Raw genomic sequence first — 15384 nt, 5'->3', positions numbered from 1 at the left:
ACGTTCTAGGGTCTTCCTTACTGGGGATTGCTACGTCAGAATTAGTGCGACGGGCTGAAAAATTCGTAAGCAAATAGAATTGCAAAGTGGAGTGCATTCAAGTCCGACTTCGTCATGACGTAGCGTCCGGCAACATTAGGTTCCGCCTTGGATTCGAGCAACTCTCAATTGTCGAAGTGTTCAAAAAGTTTTTAGGGATGAAAATTCCTAATCGCAGATTGAATCGACTTCTTATACGCGGTTTGTGACATTCGCAATAGTCGCTTATCGGGACAGATTTGCCATTAGCGCAACATTGCCATTCCGGCATGGGCAGCTGGCCGCGACGGTAGCCTTGTCACTTGGTAATGGTGCCGTCAAGCAGCGAGTCGCTGGTAATTCTTCAATACACCACCAAGTCGAGTGTGGCAGGCGATCGTTTCTTCTTTGCCAAGTGGCTCATCAACGACAGACCAAGTGCCGGTGAGTGGCCGATTGTCTTTGCGCTGGTGAGGCCTCGCCTCATAATAAAACCTCTGATATTCGCTAACGATATAATCGAGATGCTGCAAGCCAAACACAATAAACTGGTTCAACCACTCTTAGCTTCAACAGCCGTTCTCGCTCGTCATTGCTAAGGAAGATCCGTTTCTTAGGTACTCTCGCCAGTAGCATCTCATTCTCTGCTTTGAAGAACTCGATTTGGCGACGCAAATCCTCCTCTGCTGAGGCTGCCAACAGGAATAGCAACGGAGAGAACCAGTTCGACATGCAGAAGGCTTTCTGGCGAAAAGTGCGAGGAATCCTAGGTGACAAACTTTCTGAACACCTGGGGTTGGTCTCGATTCTCGCAGGTCAGCCATACAAGCAAGCAATTGCCATGAGCCAAAGAAGTAGTAAAATGCTCTAACTGCTTACGTGTGAGTGTCTTAGCTCGATTAGTGGTGGGAGCCTCATAACCTCGAGGTCGTCGGTAAGCTTCGCCAAAAACCCTGGAATTAGTTACTTTCGCTGTTCCAGTGCTGAGAGTAAGTGACTCGGATCTTGAGCCACGTGCTGATAAATCTTAGCGAGGGTGGAAACGTCAGCATGCCCTAATAGTTCGGCAACCACAATGGGGCTGACACCTTCCTTCAGCTTTCTTGTGGCAAACGCATGTCGCCACATGTACTGGCAATATCTTTTTCCCACCTTTTCCTCAAGTCTCGCAAACCGGCAGTTCACCGCCGAGGTTGTCCAGGGCTTCGATCTCGTGTTCAGAAAGATATAGGGACTGCCGTTGATGTTCCGTTCGATAATTCGTTTCGAGCGACTCGTCAGATAAATCACCCGCTGCTTCCTTTTTCCTTTGGCTTCGTCCTCAGAAATCACACAACGAGACCTCTCCAGATCGAGCTGGTCTTTCCGAAGTCCCTTGGCTTCCTGAGGACGACAGCCAACATCCCAGCAAAACGTCAGCAGCTCTCGAAAGCATTTGTCTTTGCTAAGTCGGAGCAGGCGGACCATCTCAGGAAGTTCAATCAACTCGGTCCTCTTGGTAGCCGGTGGACGCTTCATTCCCGAAAGAGGGTTGTGTTCCATCCAGCCCTCCCCGTGGCCCCAACTGTAGGCTGACTTGACTGCCGTGATGCGGGCCCGTTCAGCGGTACCTCGGTGATCCACCCACTGCCGCACAATTTTAGGGGTCATTCGAGAGGCCGGAAGTGACTGTGGGGAGTATCCTTTGGGCACCAAAAAATCGAGGAAGTCCTGGAGGTAATTCCGATACCATTGGATGGTCTTGGGAGCCTTCGTTTTTCTGCAATCGCTGATGAACGCATCGAGCAAAGAGGCCACCGATCCGTCTGTGACGGTCTTAGGCTCCGAAGCCATCAATTCGTGAAACCGCTGCTGGGCTTCCTTTTTGTCAGTGGAGAGTTTATGCTGCTTTCCATGAAGACACACATACCATGCCTTCCGAGCTTTCCAGTACCATGGTTTTCTGGGCTTAGCGGGCATATCCGTGTCACCTATCCGTGTCAGGGGCGTTTTTTCTACTTTCATTATTGCGATAAGTCTTTATAAGTCAAGAAGTTCGGGCCGTGGCGCAGTCTGGTAGCGCGTTTGACTGGGGGTCAAAAGGTCGCAAGTTCAAATCTTGTCGGCCCGACTTATTTTTCTCGGGGTTTTTGAAATCCCTTTCCGCCAATCGGTGGTCAGATGCACCAAAAGTGCACCAAATTTTAGACTTGTTAGAATAAACTAGACGACCTATGAAATAAAATGGCAGCCCGCCTAGCTGGTACTAAGCAGGCTGCCCAGAGCGAACCTCCTTGTCCGCCGAGCCTTGATTCGGTTTCTTGACTCTGGAGGTATTATCGATGCGTCGCCCATTTTTTCGTAAGCAAACCCGGTCGTGGTATGTCTGGGTTGGTAAGAAACTCATAAATCTCGGCAAGGAAAAAAAACTTGCCTTGGTTAAGTTCGAGCAACTAAACTCATGTAGTTCGTCTGACGCCTCACTTGAGCCGGTAGTTTCTGTCCTCAATAGGTTCCTCGCTTGGACTTGCAATAATCGGTCACAGAAGACGTACCGGTGGTATAAGGATTTCCTGCGGTCGTTTGCTCAGCACATTGGTAAAAGCCTCCGCGTGACTGACCTCACCGCCGACCATGTTGATACTTGGATTGAAGCAGAGTTTCCTAGTGCTTCGGATAGCACTATCAGAGGGGCAATGGGGGCTGTTCAACGGGCAATGAATTGGGCGGTAGGCAGAAGGCTCTTGCAATATTCCCCGCTGGTAGGTCTTGAAAGGCCAGCAGGAGGTCGTCGTGAGTTGTTGCTTAGCGATGAAGATTGCAAACGCATCTTTGCTGCCACCAGGGATGAACCCTTCCGCAATGTTCTCAAAGTACTCTTCGCAACGGGATGCCGTCCCCAGGAAGCTCGACTTGTGTGTGGAGAATATTTTGATCGACAGGAAAAGCGATGGATCTTTCCATTGAAGGAATCCAAGGGCAAGAAATATCGCCGAGTCATTTATCTTCCTGAAGACATCGTACAATTGACTGATCAATTGTTGGAACACAATGCCACAGGTCCACTTCTTCGGAACTCTTTGAACGAACCTTGGACTGCTAATGCAGTTCGCTGCCGATTCCGTCGACTCGCAATAAAACTGAAACTGCCTGGCTTGTGCGCATACACGGTTCGCCATACTTTCTGTACGAACAAACTGAAGTCTGGAGTAGATCCTGTCACTCTTTCGATTCTGATGGGCCATCGAGATACGACTATGGTAGCGAGAGTTTATAGTCATCTTGAAGCAGTTCCCAAGCACTTACACACAGCACTCAATAAAGAATGCATTAACAGCACTTTTTCAGGCTAAATGATCGTATTCAACCAGATCCCGGACTGAAGTGTGCACTCGACTTGACGCAATGAATTGGTCCAAATCTTGCTGAAAAATTCGTATTGTTCCTCGTCCATTCCCGAATCGATGGTGGGCGAGCTTACCCGACTCACAAAGGCGATAGACAACTTCTCGGGATATAGCCAGCATCTCTGCGACTTGTTGTGCACTCAAAGGGATTGGGGAATCAGAAATCGCACGCATTTTTGTACTGTGTTTTCTCATGGCGGAGTCCCGGGATATTGAACCAGTGAAATCTGTAGACGCGCTTGTTAGGCCGCAGTCCATTTTTCTTTTATTTCACAAAAAAACCCGCGAAGCCAAACGGGCGTTGGCTTCGCGGGTAATTGATCAGGTCGGTTGATCTATAGGTAGTCACTAAGGCCGTCGACTGTCTCAGTGACTACCCCCATTTTACCATCTGATTCTGTCAGGTCAATCATGGCTATGATATTCGGAGCAGAAGATCCATAGATTGCGGATCTGCAATCTGCAGGTGGGCAGAAGTAAGGGAGTCCTAGAAAGCCTTTGCCAATGCTCTCACAAATCAGGTATACTGAAGGTAGGTACCCACTGGAGAATCTAGTAAAATGACAATTACGACAGAGGAATTTGATAACTTTACTGACTTTGGGCGTACTTTGCTTAATTCTGGCAAGAGCCCTATGTCTCTGGACGATTTGGTCATTGAATGGGAGTCCTATCAAAATCGCGACCAAATCAATGAGGCCATACGCGAAGGGATAGCGGATGCGGATGCTGGTCGGCATCGTCCAGCTGAGGAAGCAATGAAGGATCTACGACAAAAGCATGGCCTTTCCACCAAATGAGCTTCCGCGTCAACTTGACACTCCGTGCCGAAACGGACGTCTCTGAAATACTTCAATACATTCGGGAGCGTTCCCCCCAAGGGGCCGCCACCTGGGCGGACCGGTTTGACCAAGTATTGGCGGAACTTACCGAGTCAGCGAATCGGAAACCGCTCGCTCCAGAAAATGGTGATCACGAGGAAGAAATCAGACATGTGGTGTTCAAGACTCGTGTCGGTAAAAAATACCGAGCCATTTTTTTGATTCGGGAAGATCTAGTCCTAGTCACACATGTCAGAGGACCAGGGCAGGACTTGGTGCCACGGCAAGAAATGCCAGTTAGTTGAGTCTGTATGCATAGGGAGAGAAGGCCCTATGCGGAGATGCAGTGATGCAGGAAACCTTCTTTACTTAAAACGTGTCATTGTGACCATCGGCACCGGCACCAACAAATTCTGGATCCTCAGGAGTCGTTGTGTCAGATGTTTGGGAATCATCGGCTTTTCGGCCTCCGAACATACGCATCTGCTCACAGACAACTTTCAATTTGGATCGTTTCTCGCCATCTTTTTCCCAGGTGTCTTGTTTGAGACGCCCGTCGACTAGGATAAGCGACCACTTAGCGACTCCGCCAGAATTTGTTGGTAAGTATCAGTCAAGAAGGCCCCAAGCGGAGTGCAAATTTGCAGGGAAACCTTCTTCAGAAAGAATCGTCAGTAGCAGCGGCAACCAGTTCCTGAGATTCCTCAGTTGCTGATTGGTCGTCCGATTTTTTGCCACCGATCATTTTCATCTGCTCACAAACCACTTTTAGCTTGGAGCGTTTCTCCCCATCTTTTTCCCAGGTGTCTTGCTTCAGACGGCCTTGGATCAGGATCGGAGAACCTTTCACCAGGTATTCATTGACGATTTCTGCGGTACGACCCCAGAAGGTAACGTCAATAAACGAGACGGACTCAACCATCTCATCGCCGCGCTTAAAACGCTCATTCACGGCAATAGGGACTTCACAAACGGCTTTCTCGCCTCCAGGTAAGTAACGTAGCTCGGGGCTCCGTACCAAATTACCCATCAGCACCACTTGATTGAAACTCGACATAATATACCATCGCTTTCTCTCTTCAAATCTGAAGAGCGTAAAAAAAGTAATTGAACCTTAGCTGTTTGCACTCCGCAGGGGCTCTGGCAACCAGGCTTGTCTCGCCAAGCTCCCAGAACCTCGACTGAGGTGTGGCCTTAGGCCAGCTTGAGTCCAAGCGGCTTATCCGCCTCGAATTCCTGCTCGGTAGTTTTAGCCAGGGGGGTAATGGAAGCGGCACTTGTGTGGACGACTTGTCGAAACTGAGCAGCCCGCAATGCCTCGACTTGCTCCCCCGCCTGCCTGCTCGCTTCCATAAAGTCGCGGGCGGAATCATCTTGCATAAAGGGAAGCACCAGGGTCTCTCCCGTTTGGGCGTTGGTCCAGGGTTTGCCGACTTTGGCACGGTACTGGACCACCCCGCGATAGGTATGCGAGTAAAGCTGGTAGGCGGCCCGGCCTACGAGTACGATCTCGCCGATGGGTTTGTCGGTATTGCACTTGATCATAAAAGTCTCTCCAAAAAAGTTGGCTTCTGCTGAGACTCATTCTGCGGGATCTTAAAACCTTAAGCAAAAAAATCTTTTCCAATAATTCAACGTGTACTCTGAGATTAAGCCGCAGCGGCTGTTGCCGAGATCCGGTGGAACTCCGCCAGGAGGCGGGCCAGCTCGACTGTAGCCCGCACGTCGCTGAGTGCCGTGTGGTCAGGCTGAGTAGCGAGTCGAAAATAATCCGCGAGTGCCGCCAGTGAAAAGTTGTCAGGTCCAGGCTGGAGCGCCTGGTTGTCCTCAAAAAACCACTGGGTCTTTTGCATAACGCAGAGGGAGCGCCTGCAGGCTGGAAAAAACAGTTTGTGCCGTTGGAACAACTGTTCGAGGCGGGGGATGTCAAAACGATTCGAGTTAAATCCTGCCAGCTGGGCGACGAGGTACGGTTTGCCGGTTTTAGGGCTCGTCCGCTCGGTCGTGGCATGCCGCCGCAGAAACGCTGCGAGCTTGGCGGCTGCGTCTCGTTCGGGCAGGGCGTATTTTTCCCACACCGTGGGGCTGAATTTGTTGACGCCTAGAAAACGGGGGTCCGCCTCCTTCATCGCAAACTCAAGCTTCATGTCAATCGAATCGAGTTCCCGGTAACTACCACTCTCGACAGCAATCGCGGCGAGTTCAATGATCGGGGCTCGTCTGGCCCTTCCGGCGGATTCAATGTCGATATAAATCGTACGGCTAGCAACATTATTCATGGGGCTGATTGTGGGGCATCTAAACTTGCTAAGCAATTCTTTCTGCGAGTTCCAGGTAGCGTGCCGGTAGGATTGCAAGTGCCAGCAATTCGAGTCAGCGACCACCATGGCGGTAAGGGCCCAGTAGCAAGATAGAGTGCCAGTGACGAAGAACAATCGCCGACAACTCAAGTTGAACTAACGAATGTCAGAGAACACCGCTTGTCGGCACAGCTAACTTCGTAAAAAGATGGCCATAAAGTGGGTCAGCGATTCTCGCTGGGCGGCACTCTGTTAGGTCCTGTTTGCGTCTTGGATGGAGCGAAGCGAGATGCACGGGTGTGGTCTTACTTTCTGCACCTCGAATCCAGGTTGCTGCGTGGCAACTTTGCACTCCGAGAACCTAGGTTCCTAGGCTTGGAGGAACTTAGGGTAAAACCTAGGTTCCTAGTTGGTGAGGCTGGCAGGTAGAAACTGTGTGGGAGAAAAACGGAGAGGGCGAAAAATATTGGACTGGTTGTTTGAGTAGGGAGTGGGGCTGTGATAATTTCTGCCATGGCACAGAGAAAAAACTCCACAACTTCCAAACGAGTCAGCGGAAAGCGCAAACTGGTCAGCCCGACCGAGTCGATCCCAAAACCACCCCCCAGCGAAGAGGAGGTCGCGCTGAATGTCGAGATTTCCAAAGCGGTCGGATGGCGACTGAAAATTGCGCTCTTGCATCTCGAAGCCGGGGGCAGAAAAACGGCCAAGAAGCAGTTTGTGCAGGAAGCACTAATCGCTGCCCTCAATCGGTTCGATGACGAATACCAGAGCGGGGCATAGGTGGGCATGGTCAAGCGGAGCACAAAAACACTCACCGAGCAGTGCGAGAAAGTGACGATTCGATTCACCAAGAGTCAGGCCGAGCGGATTGCTGCCGAATGCGAACTCAACGGGATGAAACCGTCGGTTTATCTCCGGCTGGCCAGCATGTCTTTTACTAATAGTAAATTCCTGGATGTCTTTAGTCTGGTTTCGCAAGTGGCGGAAGAACAGGTCCGGTTCCGCAGAGATTTTAATGAAGCGGTCTACCGGGAAGGAGAATCGTAAGTCATGCTATCGATCAAGCCGGTGGGAGGAAGTGCCACCGAGGTCAGCTACTACGCGCATCTAGGGAATGCCGAGAACCACGACTACTATTCAGAGAATGGTGTTAGGCCAGGAGTCTGGTGGGGGGCTGGGTCAAGAGCACTTGGCCTCACAGGAGAAGTAGACCCCGCTGAACTAAAAAACATTCTGGAAGGCTTGTCCCCAGACGGCACGAAACAGCTCGTGCAAAAACGCAAAGGGGAAAAAATCCAGCGGCGGGCCGGTTTCGATCTCACCTGGAGCCTGCCCAAAAGTTTTAGCTGTGCGTGGTCACTCGCGGACGAACAAGATCGCAAGGAAGTCGACCGGGTGGCAGCACTGGCTGTGGACCGGGCTCTGGAGGCGTTCAGCCAGCTGTGCGGGGTCACGCGTCGCGGCAAGGATGGCCGGATCGCCGAGAATGCCCAGCTCGTCGTCGCCCTGTTTTCGCACGATACGACCCGTGGCCTCCCCGGCGAAGCACCCGATCCTCAAAGGCATTTTCATGCGGTCGTCGCCAACCTGGTAATTCGCGAAGATGGCACCACCGGGGCCCTTGATGCACGTGTGCTGTTCCAAAGACGCATGAAGATGGCCCTGGGGGCCTTGTTCCGCAGCGAACTATCGATGCTGCTAGAAACCGAGCTAGGCATAAAAACCTACCGCCCGCAAAGGGAACGAAGTGAGGAACTGGTGAGCTGGTTTGAGATCGAAGGAGTTCCGCAGGAACTACTAGCGGCGATGTCAAAGCGTCGGCAGGCAATCGAAAAATGGCTGCGACAACACGGTTTGTCCGGTGCGAAGGCTGCCGAGAAAGCGGCCCTCAACACGCGTAACGACAAGGAGTTGTTCACGTGGCCAGAACTGCAAAGCGCCTGGAAACAACAGAGTGTCGAATTTGGGTTTGGCCAGCAGCAGGTGGCTGAGCTGTTTGGCAAAGAGCTACAGCGAGATAAGCCTTACCAAGAACTTGCACGGGCGACAGACTCTGCACTGGCCACGCTCATGGGTCGAAAAGCACGCTTTACTGAAAATGAATTTCTGGAGCAGACCGCCATCGCCGCTCAGTCGCGGGGCATCGGAATTGGTGCGGTGCTGGGTGGCGTGGTGAAGACTCTGGAGCATTCACCCGAAATTGTCGAGTTGGTCGCCGACGGGTTTGTGCGAACTTTTACCACCAGAGCGATGCTCGAAGTAGAGCAGCGGTTAATAGGGGCCGCCACCCGACTCCACAATAAGTCAACGCATGCCGTGGCACCGAGCATGGTGCAGGAAGTCATTAGTCGCCATGAAACTTTGCGGCCAGAACAAGCACAGGCCGTCCGAGACATTGCCACCGGGTCTGACATCGTGGCGATTACCGGCGTCGCCGGTTCAGGAAAAACCACCATGCTCAAGCTGGCGCGAATCGCCCTGGAGCAAAATGGATACTCCGTCATCGGCACATCACTCGCCTCCAAGGCAGCCAAAGGCCTGGAAACCGAAGCGGGCATTGCGTCGCTGCATATCCATAAGCTGCTCTACGAGATTGAGAATGGCAACCTGACACTCACCGCGAACACCGTGCTGGTGGTCGATGAAGCAGGCATGATCGGGACGGTCCAGTTGGAAAAACTTCTCCGGCAGGTCGAAGCAGCCAGGGCAAAGATCGTATTGGTCGGTGACCACAAGCAGCTGCAGGCCATCGATCCGGGCGCACCCTTCCGGCTCATCGGGGAGCAGATTGGTACGACCGAACTAATGCAGGTGGTCCGGCAACGCGAAGCCTGGGCCAGAGAGGCCGTCTTGCAGCTCCGAGACGGAAACGCCCAAGAGGTACTCGAGGAATTGGATCGACGTGGTCAGCTTCATATTGGCAGCGAGCGTGAAGACGCGCTAGAACGATTAGTCGCGGATTGGTGCGACGAGGCCTTTGCCTACGAGGCGAAAGTAAAAGATCTGTTGGTGCTGGCTGGGAGGAACCGGGATGTGCGTGAACTGAATCGGAGAATCCAACACGAGATGAAATCGCGAGGGCAGCTAGGAGAATATGCCGTCGAAGTCGATGGGCTCGACATTCACCTGGGGGATCGGGTGCTGGTCACCAAAAACTCAAAACTGCATCACCTGCGCAACGGCACGCTGGGGGAAGTCGTCGGAGTCGAACACCGCACCGTCTGGCTCCGAACCGACGAGGGGATGGAGATCGAAATCAACACCAGCGAGTTTTCTCATTTGACGCTCAGCTACGCGATGAGCATTCATAAATCGCAAGGGACGACTTGCGAAGCGGCATTCTTGCTTGTCGACCCGGTGATGGTCGACCGGGAGCTTAGTTATGTAGCCGGTTCCCGGGCTCGGGGGAATACGTGGGTCTACGCCGACCGGGCGTCCACCGGAGCACTTGAGCAGTTAGCGGTGCGGATGAGCCAGAGCCGCCAGCAGGAAATGGCACTCGAATATCTACCCGAGGTCGTGTGATGGATATTTCAAGTTCGCTAAGACTTTTAGTGGTTGTTGGCCTTGTGCTAGGACTGGTGTTTCGACAGCAAGTTCTCCGCTGGCTGCGGGTCCGCAGCTACACCCGTGGCCGGCAACTCGCCAAACCGAACCGATCTAGAATGTCCGGAAAGTCTTCGCACGGTCTGCGTTGGGGAAATAATCTGCTACCAGAATCTACGGCGACGCAGCACTTTCTTGCCGCCGGAGTGACTGGTAGTGGGAAGAGCCATGTGCAGCGACTCTTGATGAAGAGTGTGCTGGAGAACATGCATGTTGGTTCAGACTCGCGTGTGCTGATTTACGACGCCAAGGGGGAAACAACCGCTTATCTCAAAAAGGTAGGGGTCACAACTGCGGTCTATTCTCTCAATCCTTTTGAGTCTCGCAAGGGTTTTCCGCAGGCCGTTGCCTGGGATATCGCCCGTGACATTACCTCACCCACCAGAGCACTCAATTTCAGTTGCTCGCTCATCAAAGCCGAGTCCTCGGGGGCGAACCAGTATTTCACCAATTCAGCCCGGCTGATAGTGAACGGCGTGCTCTTGAGTTTTATTAAACACTCAGCAGGAGTCTGGACCTTTAGTGACCTGGTCCATGCGACACTGAGCCGAGACCGACTTGAAGCGGTGCTCAGCCGCGATACTGTTGGCCGGGAGTTGTTTGCAAGATTTTTGCCTGACGACCGGACAGGACACTCGGTACTCACCAGCGTTATTTCGAGCATGGGCTACTACGCCCCGGTGGCTGCTCTCTGGCAACGCACTCCAGAAAAACTTTCGATTCGAGATTGGCTCAGCGATAGTTCCGTGTTGCTGCTGGGGGTCAACAAGAGCGCCAGTGCAACACTCGATGTCCTCAACGAACAGATTTTTCGTTTCCTGGTCGAAGAGATCGACGGACAACGCAATAGCAGCACGCGGCGGACCTGGGTCTGGGTGGATGAAGCGCGTGAAGCCAAGTCCATTCTGCGGAGTGAAGGGCTTCAGGCCCTGGCGGTGAAGGGCCGGTCGCGGGGGGCGTGTCTGCTTCTGGCTTTCCAGGATATCGAAGGGTTTCGCGAGGCAGCCGGTAGTGACAAGATCGCCGACGAAATCATAGGGCAATGCTCCCACAAGGCGATTCTCCGGATGGAATCTCCCGGCTCGGCGGAGTGGGCGGCGAAAATGCTGGGGCAGTACGAAACCCTGGAGATTTTCCGTTCCGAGAGTTCTGGGGGTCGCGGATTCTTTTCAACGGGTCACAACGTTTCCGAACAACGGGTCATGAAAGATTCCGTACTCCCTTCGGAGTTTTTCACGATTCCCCCCACCAATAAACAAAATGGTCTCACCGGCTACTTTCTGAGTCCCGACTGCGGGGCCAGAAAAATCACCCTACCCTCCTCAGACATCAGTCCGATTGTCGTGAGCGAACAGGAAGAAGAACGGTACGCCTTGGTTAGCAAGCCGGAATCTGATCAATGGCTGCGGGAGTGGTCTATGAGTGATAGACAGCGGTTATCGCTACCGGCGCAGCCAGAACTGGAACTGGCGGATCTCACTCCAGTGCAGCGGGGCCAGAAACTGAAATTTCGGCCTGGTCCGTCTCGGCAAGCGATCAGCAAATCAAAAATGCCTGCGGTCACTGCGGCCGGAAGAGGCGACTAGTTGAGTTCCCTAATGCAACACTTGATACCACTACCTGCATAACGGGAGCATGAACCAATCAAGATCCAACAACATTTCGAATGAACCTGAGCAACAAGCAGAGGCAGATGATTTTAACCAGTTGACTGAGGAAGATGTCCGGTATCTCAATGAACGCCCACCCCAGCCGGACCCTTGCACTTGGTGCGGGGGGAGGCTAGTGCATGCCCAGCTGTGTGTCACCAAGAGTGACGCGTTCCAGCCTCGGCTCCAATTCGGCAAGCACAAGAATCGGCCGGTCAGAGAAGTGAAGCCCAAGTATCTGAGGTGGGCACTCAACACCGGTTGTCAGATGTCGCTGCTAGCCTTGGGGGCGGCGATCGAAGTCGTGCGTAGCTCGGGTCTAGCAAAACCAGCGGAAATTGCCACCTGGGAAGAACGTCTCAGGGCAAAAGAATTGGTACCAGAAGGGGAGACTGAGAGTTAGTTTGGGTCGATGGCGACTGGCCGCTTTCAAATTCAAGAAAGTTTGCTTAGCCCCGCGTTCTGACCGATAATCTCTTCATAAAATGACAGAGGAGAAGACAACATGACACAATATGCGATACCTGTGCGAATGAACCTGCGGGCCTTTGCGGAGGTGGAAGTTGAAGCCAATTCGCTCGAAGCAGCCTGCATCCGACTTCAAGAAGACATTCAAGAAAACGGCATGATCACCATTGCCGACACACCCGACTTTACCGCCGATTGGGAACATGCCGACCAGTTGGCCCTGGAGGATGTGATGCTACCTGACGGTAGAATATTTCCAGGAGGAACTTCCTAGGCGTGAGCGCCGAAATAGTGGCCTCCAAACTGCCGCCAGCTAATCTTTATCAATGACCACAATCCTCGTTTTCACTCCCGTCTGGCGAAAGGCGTCGGTCGCACGGAAGGCATCTGCCGGCAACTCGTAGGATTCGCCCGCGATCTCATGGAGCCATGCGCGAAACTCAGTAGACTTCGTGTCGTTTCTAAAAAACGGTCCTTCACACATCACCGAAACAAGCCTGCCACCGGGCGTCAGACATGCTAAGGCATGTCTGACATGATCGATATCCTGTCCTGATTCAAAAGGGGGATTCTGCACAATCCGGTCGTACTGTCGGTTGTGTTCCAAGAAGTCAGTAAACTCAACTTCAATCGCTTTGGCGGCAAGGACCTCGGCGAGCGTTCGGTTTTTCTCAAGGGCAGAAATCTGAGCTGCAGGAATCGTCTGTCGCAGTGCCTCGACGATATCCCCTTTGCCACAAGAGGGCTCCAGCACTGTGTGCTGTGGTTGAATCTGGGCGTAGTCGAGCATCTGTTCAATTACGGCACGGGGTGTCGGAAAAAAACCTGGCAGGTCTTTGCCGATGAGTTCACGCTCGGCCACGCGAATCGGGTCATCGCCTCGCGTGCTGGCTTTGTGAGGCAGGTATTCTCGCAGAGCGGCTCGGAGCGTGTGCAAGTCATCGATGTGGGCACGTTGTAGGCGGTGGTGTTTTTCCAGTCGCTCGTCCAGCCACGTCGTGTCAAACCCCACCGATTTCGCCCGGGACAAGAAGTCGGTCAGTTGCTCAATATCATGGCTATGAATGAATTCGAGAAACTCACCGGGCAAGCGGCGCACCGTTTTTGCCAGCTTGGCGGCTGCCTGCTTGCAGCCATTTTTCACCAGGCAATACCCGATTGCCTCCTCCAGATGACGCCGGTAAATGGAAGGATACGGGTATTCAGCAAAGCGGATATCCTCTTCCGAGTAAGGTTTTTCTTCTTCCTCCTGGACCCTGAGACCGTAGCCATATTCATGGTCATTTTCTGCTTTTCGGATCGCTCGTATTCTCGCCCATTTGGCGAGAGAGAGTACGGTGTCGAGCGTTTCCAGGTGGGTCTTGTGTCGGATGCCGTCAAGGTACTTGGCTGCTCCCGTAGAAAGGACATTGGCAACGGAGTGCAGCGATCTGGCAAGTGCCTGGTCAGCATACGCTTTGCCTCGCACACCTGCTTGAATGTCAGCCCGTCGAGCGGTGTTTTGCAGCGACGCTTCACTGGCGGCAAGGGTCTCTTCGGCTCGGGCAAGCAGATTGTCGGCCAGTTCGTGGAGTCGTTCAGCTGCCGTTTGATCTTTGCGTTCTTTACGACCCACTAAGATTTCTTGACGGTCTGCATCCCCCTCCAGGAGTTTGGTAAACTTGTTGGCTGACTCTTCGGAGAGGAACTGGAACCCCGCGTCGCTCTTTTTGAAAGAGGAATACCAGCCCCCCAGCATGGTGGCTTTGGTCTTTAGTTCCTTGAACGTGGGTGCTGTTACGCGAGAACCAAGTTGCACAATCCAGAGCGGACACTCTCTTTTTTCGTGATACCCTTGCTTGATGGTGAATTCGACTTGACCGAGTTCTTCACTCTCAAATTGCGTGACAGTGGCTGCCGGTCCGGAAGCTGCGCGCCGTTCACGAGCGAGATCCGCGTGGAGCGCATCCCAAAGAGCCATCTGCTCGCCAGTGAGTGCGGCTTCGCCTTTGGCCTCAATAAACCTTTGAAAATCGTAAAGGGTTTGTGGATTGGCAAGCGCCTCTTTTCTCTCCGCCTCTTTCTCAGCAAACTCTTTGTGGTGGGCTTCGTAAGCCTCTTCGGTGACGCCTCGCACCTTGGCCTTCACCGCTGCGGTGTAGCTTTCTCCCATCCCAAAAGAGACGGAGCCATCCAATAAGAAAAACGACAGCATCTTGCGGTAAATACTTTTGGCGTTCGCAGCCTTGGTATTACTGCGGGCACTAAAGTCCCCCAGGTTATGGGCAATGGCCTTGAGCTGGGGAGCCTTGTAGGTACTGCCTAGCTCAGAATGAATCGCCTCTTCGCTCTCTACAATGCGCTCAAAAGTAGTTTGATACTCCTGGTACGTGAGGTCTCTGTCGCGTGTCTTCCAGATTTCTTTGAACTCAGCGAACGTGTAGGGGACCTCATGGGGAACTCGGTCGGCCTCATGCCAGCCACCATCCGGCTGGTGCTCACTGTTTAACTCAGTGATGATCTCTGAGAGTGGTATGCCGTTTGTGAGTCGGTTTGGTTTGGTTTCTGGGGCCGGATAGATGGCTCCCACATTAAACCATTCGCCATTTTGGAGAGTGTCATCCCAGGCGACCCGGACTTCGTTTCTGGCATGGCTGATGCCTATGACTTGCCCGGTATGGAAGCGATTGGGGCTCAGGTGCGCTTCGACGGTATCACCCCGCCGGATGACAAAGCGATGGGCAGGGCCATCGATATCATCCCGGATCCGGTCGACAGTGATTGTAACCTGATCATGCAACTCCGCAGGCTCTGGCCACTCGGAGTGTTCACATTCGTAGACGATCTGCCGGTCGGGCCGGACCAGTGGCGGCGGTGGCAGTGAGGTGACTTCGGCCACCAGTTCCGGTTCTTTCTGCTGAAGTTTCTCAGGTGGTTTTATCACCACATCAAAATCAAAAGTCCGTTGTTGCATTACTAAGTATCTTTGTTGTTCGTCATGTTATGTCCTCTAGTTAACGAACCGTGACATAGCTGAAAGACAGACATACTGGTAGTAGCAGTAGGGAAACGCTTGTCACTCAAACTGTTGGATTAGCGAGCTGACATGTGCCACAATGAACCATGCACCAGGAAGAATCTCCATCGCCTCATG

At 52.9% G+C, this 15384-nt stretch carries 16 protein-coding genes, 1 tRNA gene and 1 pseudogene; 10 read left to right on the top strand and 8 right to left on the bottom strand.

The genetic code is table 11. The features are described 5' to 3' along the window. Nucleotides 1–356: 356 nt before the first annotated feature. Nucleotides 357–575, bottom strand: coding sequence for a hypothetical protein (locus Pr1d_RS15415; protein ID WP_148074356.1), 219 nt, complete (start codon nucleotides 573–575; stop codon nucleotides 357–359). Between the two features lie 406 nt (nucleotides 576–981). Next, on the bottom strand, nucleotides 982–2022 hold the full coding sequence (locus Pr1d_RS15410) for a tyrosine-type recombinase/integrase (RefSeq protein ID WP_148074355.1): 1041 nt from the start codon (nucleotides 2020–2022) through the stop codon (nucleotides 982–984). Nucleotides 2023–2054: 32 nt separating this feature from the next. Here Pr1d_RS15410 and Pr1d_RS15405 point away from each other — a divergent pair. Further along, nucleotides 2055–2128, top strand: a tRNA-Pro gene (locus Pr1d_RS15405). A 211-nt stretch (nucleotides 2129–2339) separates the two neighbouring features. Then, nucleotides 2340–3350: a tyrosine-type recombinase/integrase gene (locus Pr1d_RS15400; RefSeq protein ID WP_148074354.1), complete on the top strand. Its 1011-nt coding sequence runs from the start codon at nucleotides 2340–2342 to the stop codon at nucleotides 3348–3350. On the opposite strand, the gene Pr1d_RS26710 is transcribed toward Pr1d_RS15400, so the two are convergent. Then, nucleotides 3342–3578: a helix-turn-helix domain-containing protein gene (locus tag Pr1d_RS26710; RefSeq protein WP_390622090.1), complete on the bottom strand. Its 237-nt coding sequence runs from the start codon at nucleotides 3576–3578 to the stop codon at nucleotides 3342–3344. The two genes, Pr1d_RS15400 and Pr1d_RS26710, sit on opposite strands and share 9 nt — an antisense overlap. A gap of 386 nt (nucleotides 3579–3964) precedes the next feature. On the opposite strand from Pr1d_RS26710, the gene Pr1d_RS15390 reads away from it, so the two are divergent. Together Pr1d_RS15390 and Pr1d_RS15385 are read left to right on the top strand one after the other, a co-directional pair. Continuing rightward, a complete protein-coding gene (locus Pr1d_RS15390; RefSeq protein WP_148074352.1) occupies nucleotides 3965–4204 on the top strand; it encodes a hypothetical protein in 240 nt (79 codons plus the stop codon). Beyond that, on the top strand, nucleotides 4201–4530 hold the full coding sequence (locus Pr1d_RS15385; RefSeq protein ID WP_148074351.1) for a type II toxin-antitoxin system RelE/ParE family toxin: 330 nt from the start codon (nucleotides 4201–4203) through the stop codon (nucleotides 4528–4530). The genes Pr1d_RS15390 and Pr1d_RS15385 overlap by 4 nt, the downstream gene beginning before the upstream one ends. Nucleotides 4531–4687: 157 nt before the next feature. On the opposite strand, the pseudogene Pr1d_RS26310 reads toward Pr1d_RS15385, so the two are convergent. The 4 genes and pseudogenes from Pr1d_RS26310 to Pr1d_RS15365 form a co-directional block, all read right to left on the bottom strand. Continuing rightward, nucleotides 4688–4810 (bottom strand): annotated as a pseudogene (locus tag Pr1d_RS26310) (single-stranded DNA-binding protein); the annotation flags it as partial. A gap of 73 nt (nucleotides 4811–4883) precedes the next feature. Next, a complete protein-coding gene (locus Pr1d_RS15375) occupies nucleotides 4884–5282 on the bottom strand; it encodes a single-stranded DNA-binding protein (RefSeq protein ID WP_148074349.1) in 399 nt (132 codons plus the stop codon). Nucleotides 5283–5419: 137 nt separating this feature from the next. Next, on the bottom strand, nucleotides 5420–5770 hold the full coding sequence (locus Pr1d_RS15370) for a hypothetical protein (protein ID WP_148074348.1): 351 nt from the start codon (nucleotides 5768–5770) through the stop codon (nucleotides 5420–5422). Nucleotides 5771–5874: 104 nt separating this feature from the next. Continuing rightward, nucleotides 5875–6504, bottom strand: coding sequence for a 3'-5' exonuclease (locus Pr1d_RS15365; RefSeq protein ID WP_168205254.1), 630 nt, complete (start codon nucleotides 6502–6504; stop codon nucleotides 5875–5877). A gap of 534 nt (nucleotides 6505–7038) precedes the next feature. Between Pr1d_RS15365 and Pr1d_RS15360 the strand changes: the two genes are divergently transcribed. From Pr1d_RS15360 to Pr1d_RS15335, 6 genes are all read left to right on the top strand, one after another. After that, a complete protein-coding gene (locus tag Pr1d_RS15360; protein ID WP_168205253.1) occupies nucleotides 7039–7308 on the top strand; it encodes a hypothetical protein in 270 nt (89 codons plus the stop codon). Nucleotides 7309–7314: 6 nt separating this feature from the next. Beyond that, nucleotides 7315–7575: a hypothetical protein gene (locus Pr1d_RS15355; protein ID WP_148074345.1), complete on the top strand. Its 261-nt coding sequence runs from the start codon at nucleotides 7315–7317 to the stop codon at nucleotides 7573–7575. Nucleotides 7576–7578: 3 nt separating this feature from the next. After that, nucleotides 7579–10053 carry a MobF family relaxase gene (gene mobF, locus Pr1d_RS15350; RefSeq protein WP_148074344.1) on the top strand — a complete coding sequence of 825 codons (2475 nt, stop codon included), beginning with the start codon at nucleotides 7579–7581 and terminating at the stop codon, nucleotides 10051–10053. After that, nucleotides 10053–11720 carry a type IV secretory system conjugative DNA transfer family protein gene (locus Pr1d_RS15345; RefSeq protein ID WP_148074343.1) on the top strand — a complete coding sequence of 556 codons (1668 nt, stop codon included), beginning with the start codon at nucleotides 10053–10055 and terminating at the stop codon, nucleotides 11718–11720. Before mobF ends, Pr1d_RS15345 begins: the two co-directional genes overlap by 1 nt. A gap of 49 nt (nucleotides 11721–11769) precedes the next feature. Beyond that, nucleotides 11770–12186, top strand: a complete 417-nt coding sequence (locus tag Pr1d_RS15340; RefSeq protein ID WP_148074342.1) for a hypothetical protein — start codon at nucleotides 11770–11772, stop codon at nucleotides 12184–12186. A gap of 102 nt (nucleotides 12187–12288) precedes the next feature. Beyond that, complete coding sequence (locus Pr1d_RS15335) at nucleotides 12289–12525, top strand: hypothetical protein (protein ID WP_148074341.1); 237 nt, start codon at nucleotides 12289–12291, stop codon at nucleotides 12523–12525. Between the two features lie 39 nt (nucleotides 12526–12564). On the opposite strand, the gene Pr1d_RS15330 is transcribed toward Pr1d_RS15335, so the two are convergent. Then, entirely contained in the window at nucleotides 12565–15204 is a 2640-nt protein-coding gene (locus Pr1d_RS15330) for a methyltransferase (protein ID WP_148074340.1), read from the bottom strand. Nucleotides 15205–15384: the final 180 nt, after the last annotated feature.

Origin of the sequence: Bythopirellula goksoeyrii (assembly GCF_008065115.1) — a bacterium.
Classification (GTDB): domain Bacteria; phylum Planctomycetota; class Planctomycetia; order Pirellulales; family Lacipirellulaceae; genus Bythopirellula; species Bythopirellula goksoeyrii.
Note: the sequence above shows the minus strand (reverse complement) of the source record. Positions and strands in the feature narration are given on the sequence as shown.

Bases quoted from the DNA above. Each gene is read 5' to 3' on its own strand.
- Pr1d_RS15335 (WP_148074341.1), top strand. From the start codon at position 12,289: ATGACACAATATGCGATACCTGTGCGAATGAACCTGCGGGCCTTTGCG.
- Pr1d_RS15345 (WP_148074343.1), top strand. From the start codon at position 10,053: ATGGATATTTCAAGTTCGCTAAGACTTTTAGTGGTTGTTGGCCTTGTG.
- Pr1d_RS15355 (WP_148074345.1), top strand. From the start codon at position 7,315: ATGGTCAAGCGGAGCACAAAAACACTCACCGAGCAGTGCGAGAAAGTG.
- Pr1d_RS26710 (WP_390622090.1), bottom strand. From the start codon at position 3,578: ATGCGTGCGATTTCTGATTCCCCAATCCCTTTGAGTGCACAACAAGTC.
- Pr1d_RS15410 (WP_148074355.1), bottom strand. From the start codon at position 2,022: ATGAAAGTAGAAAAAACGCCCCTGACACGGATAGGTGACACGGATATG.
- Pr1d_RS15330 (WP_148074340.1), bottom strand. From the start codon at position 15,204: ATGCAACAACGGACTTTTGATTTTGATGTGGTGATAAAACCACCTGAG.
- Pr1d_RS15400 (WP_148074354.1), top strand. From the start codon at position 2,340: ATGCGTCGCCCATTTTTTCGTAAGCAAACCCGGTCGTGGTATGTCTGG.
- Pr1d_RS15370 (WP_148074348.1), bottom strand. From the start codon at position 5,770: ATGATCAAGTGCAATACCGACAAACCCATCGGCGAGATCGTACTCGTA.
- Pr1d_RS15340 (WP_148074342.1), top strand. From the start codon at position 11,770: ATGAACCAATCAAGATCCAACAACATTTCGAATGAACCTGAGCAACAA.
- Pr1d_RS15385 (WP_148074351.1), top strand. From the start codon at position 4,201: ATGAGCTTCCGCGTCAACTTGACACTCCGTGCCGAAACGGACGTCTCT.
- Pr1d_RS15365 (WP_168205254.1), bottom strand. From the start codon at position 6,504: ATGAATAATGTTGCTAGCCGTACGATTTATATCGACATTGAATCCGCC.
- Pr1d_RS15360 (WP_168205253.1), top strand. From the start codon at position 7,039: ATGGCACAGAGAAAAAACTCCACAACTTCCAAACGAGTCAGCGGAAAG.
- mobF (WP_148074344.1), top strand. From the start codon at position 7,579: ATGCTATCGATCAAGCCGGTGGGAGGAAGTGCCACCGAGGTCAGCTAC.
- Pr1d_RS15375 (WP_148074349.1), bottom strand. From the start codon at position 5,282: ATGTCGAGTTTCAATCAAGTGGTGCTGATGGGTAATTTGGTACGGAGC.
- Pr1d_RS15390 (WP_148074352.1), top strand. From the start codon at position 3,965: ATGACAATTACGACAGAGGAATTTGATAACTTTACTGACTTTGGGCGT.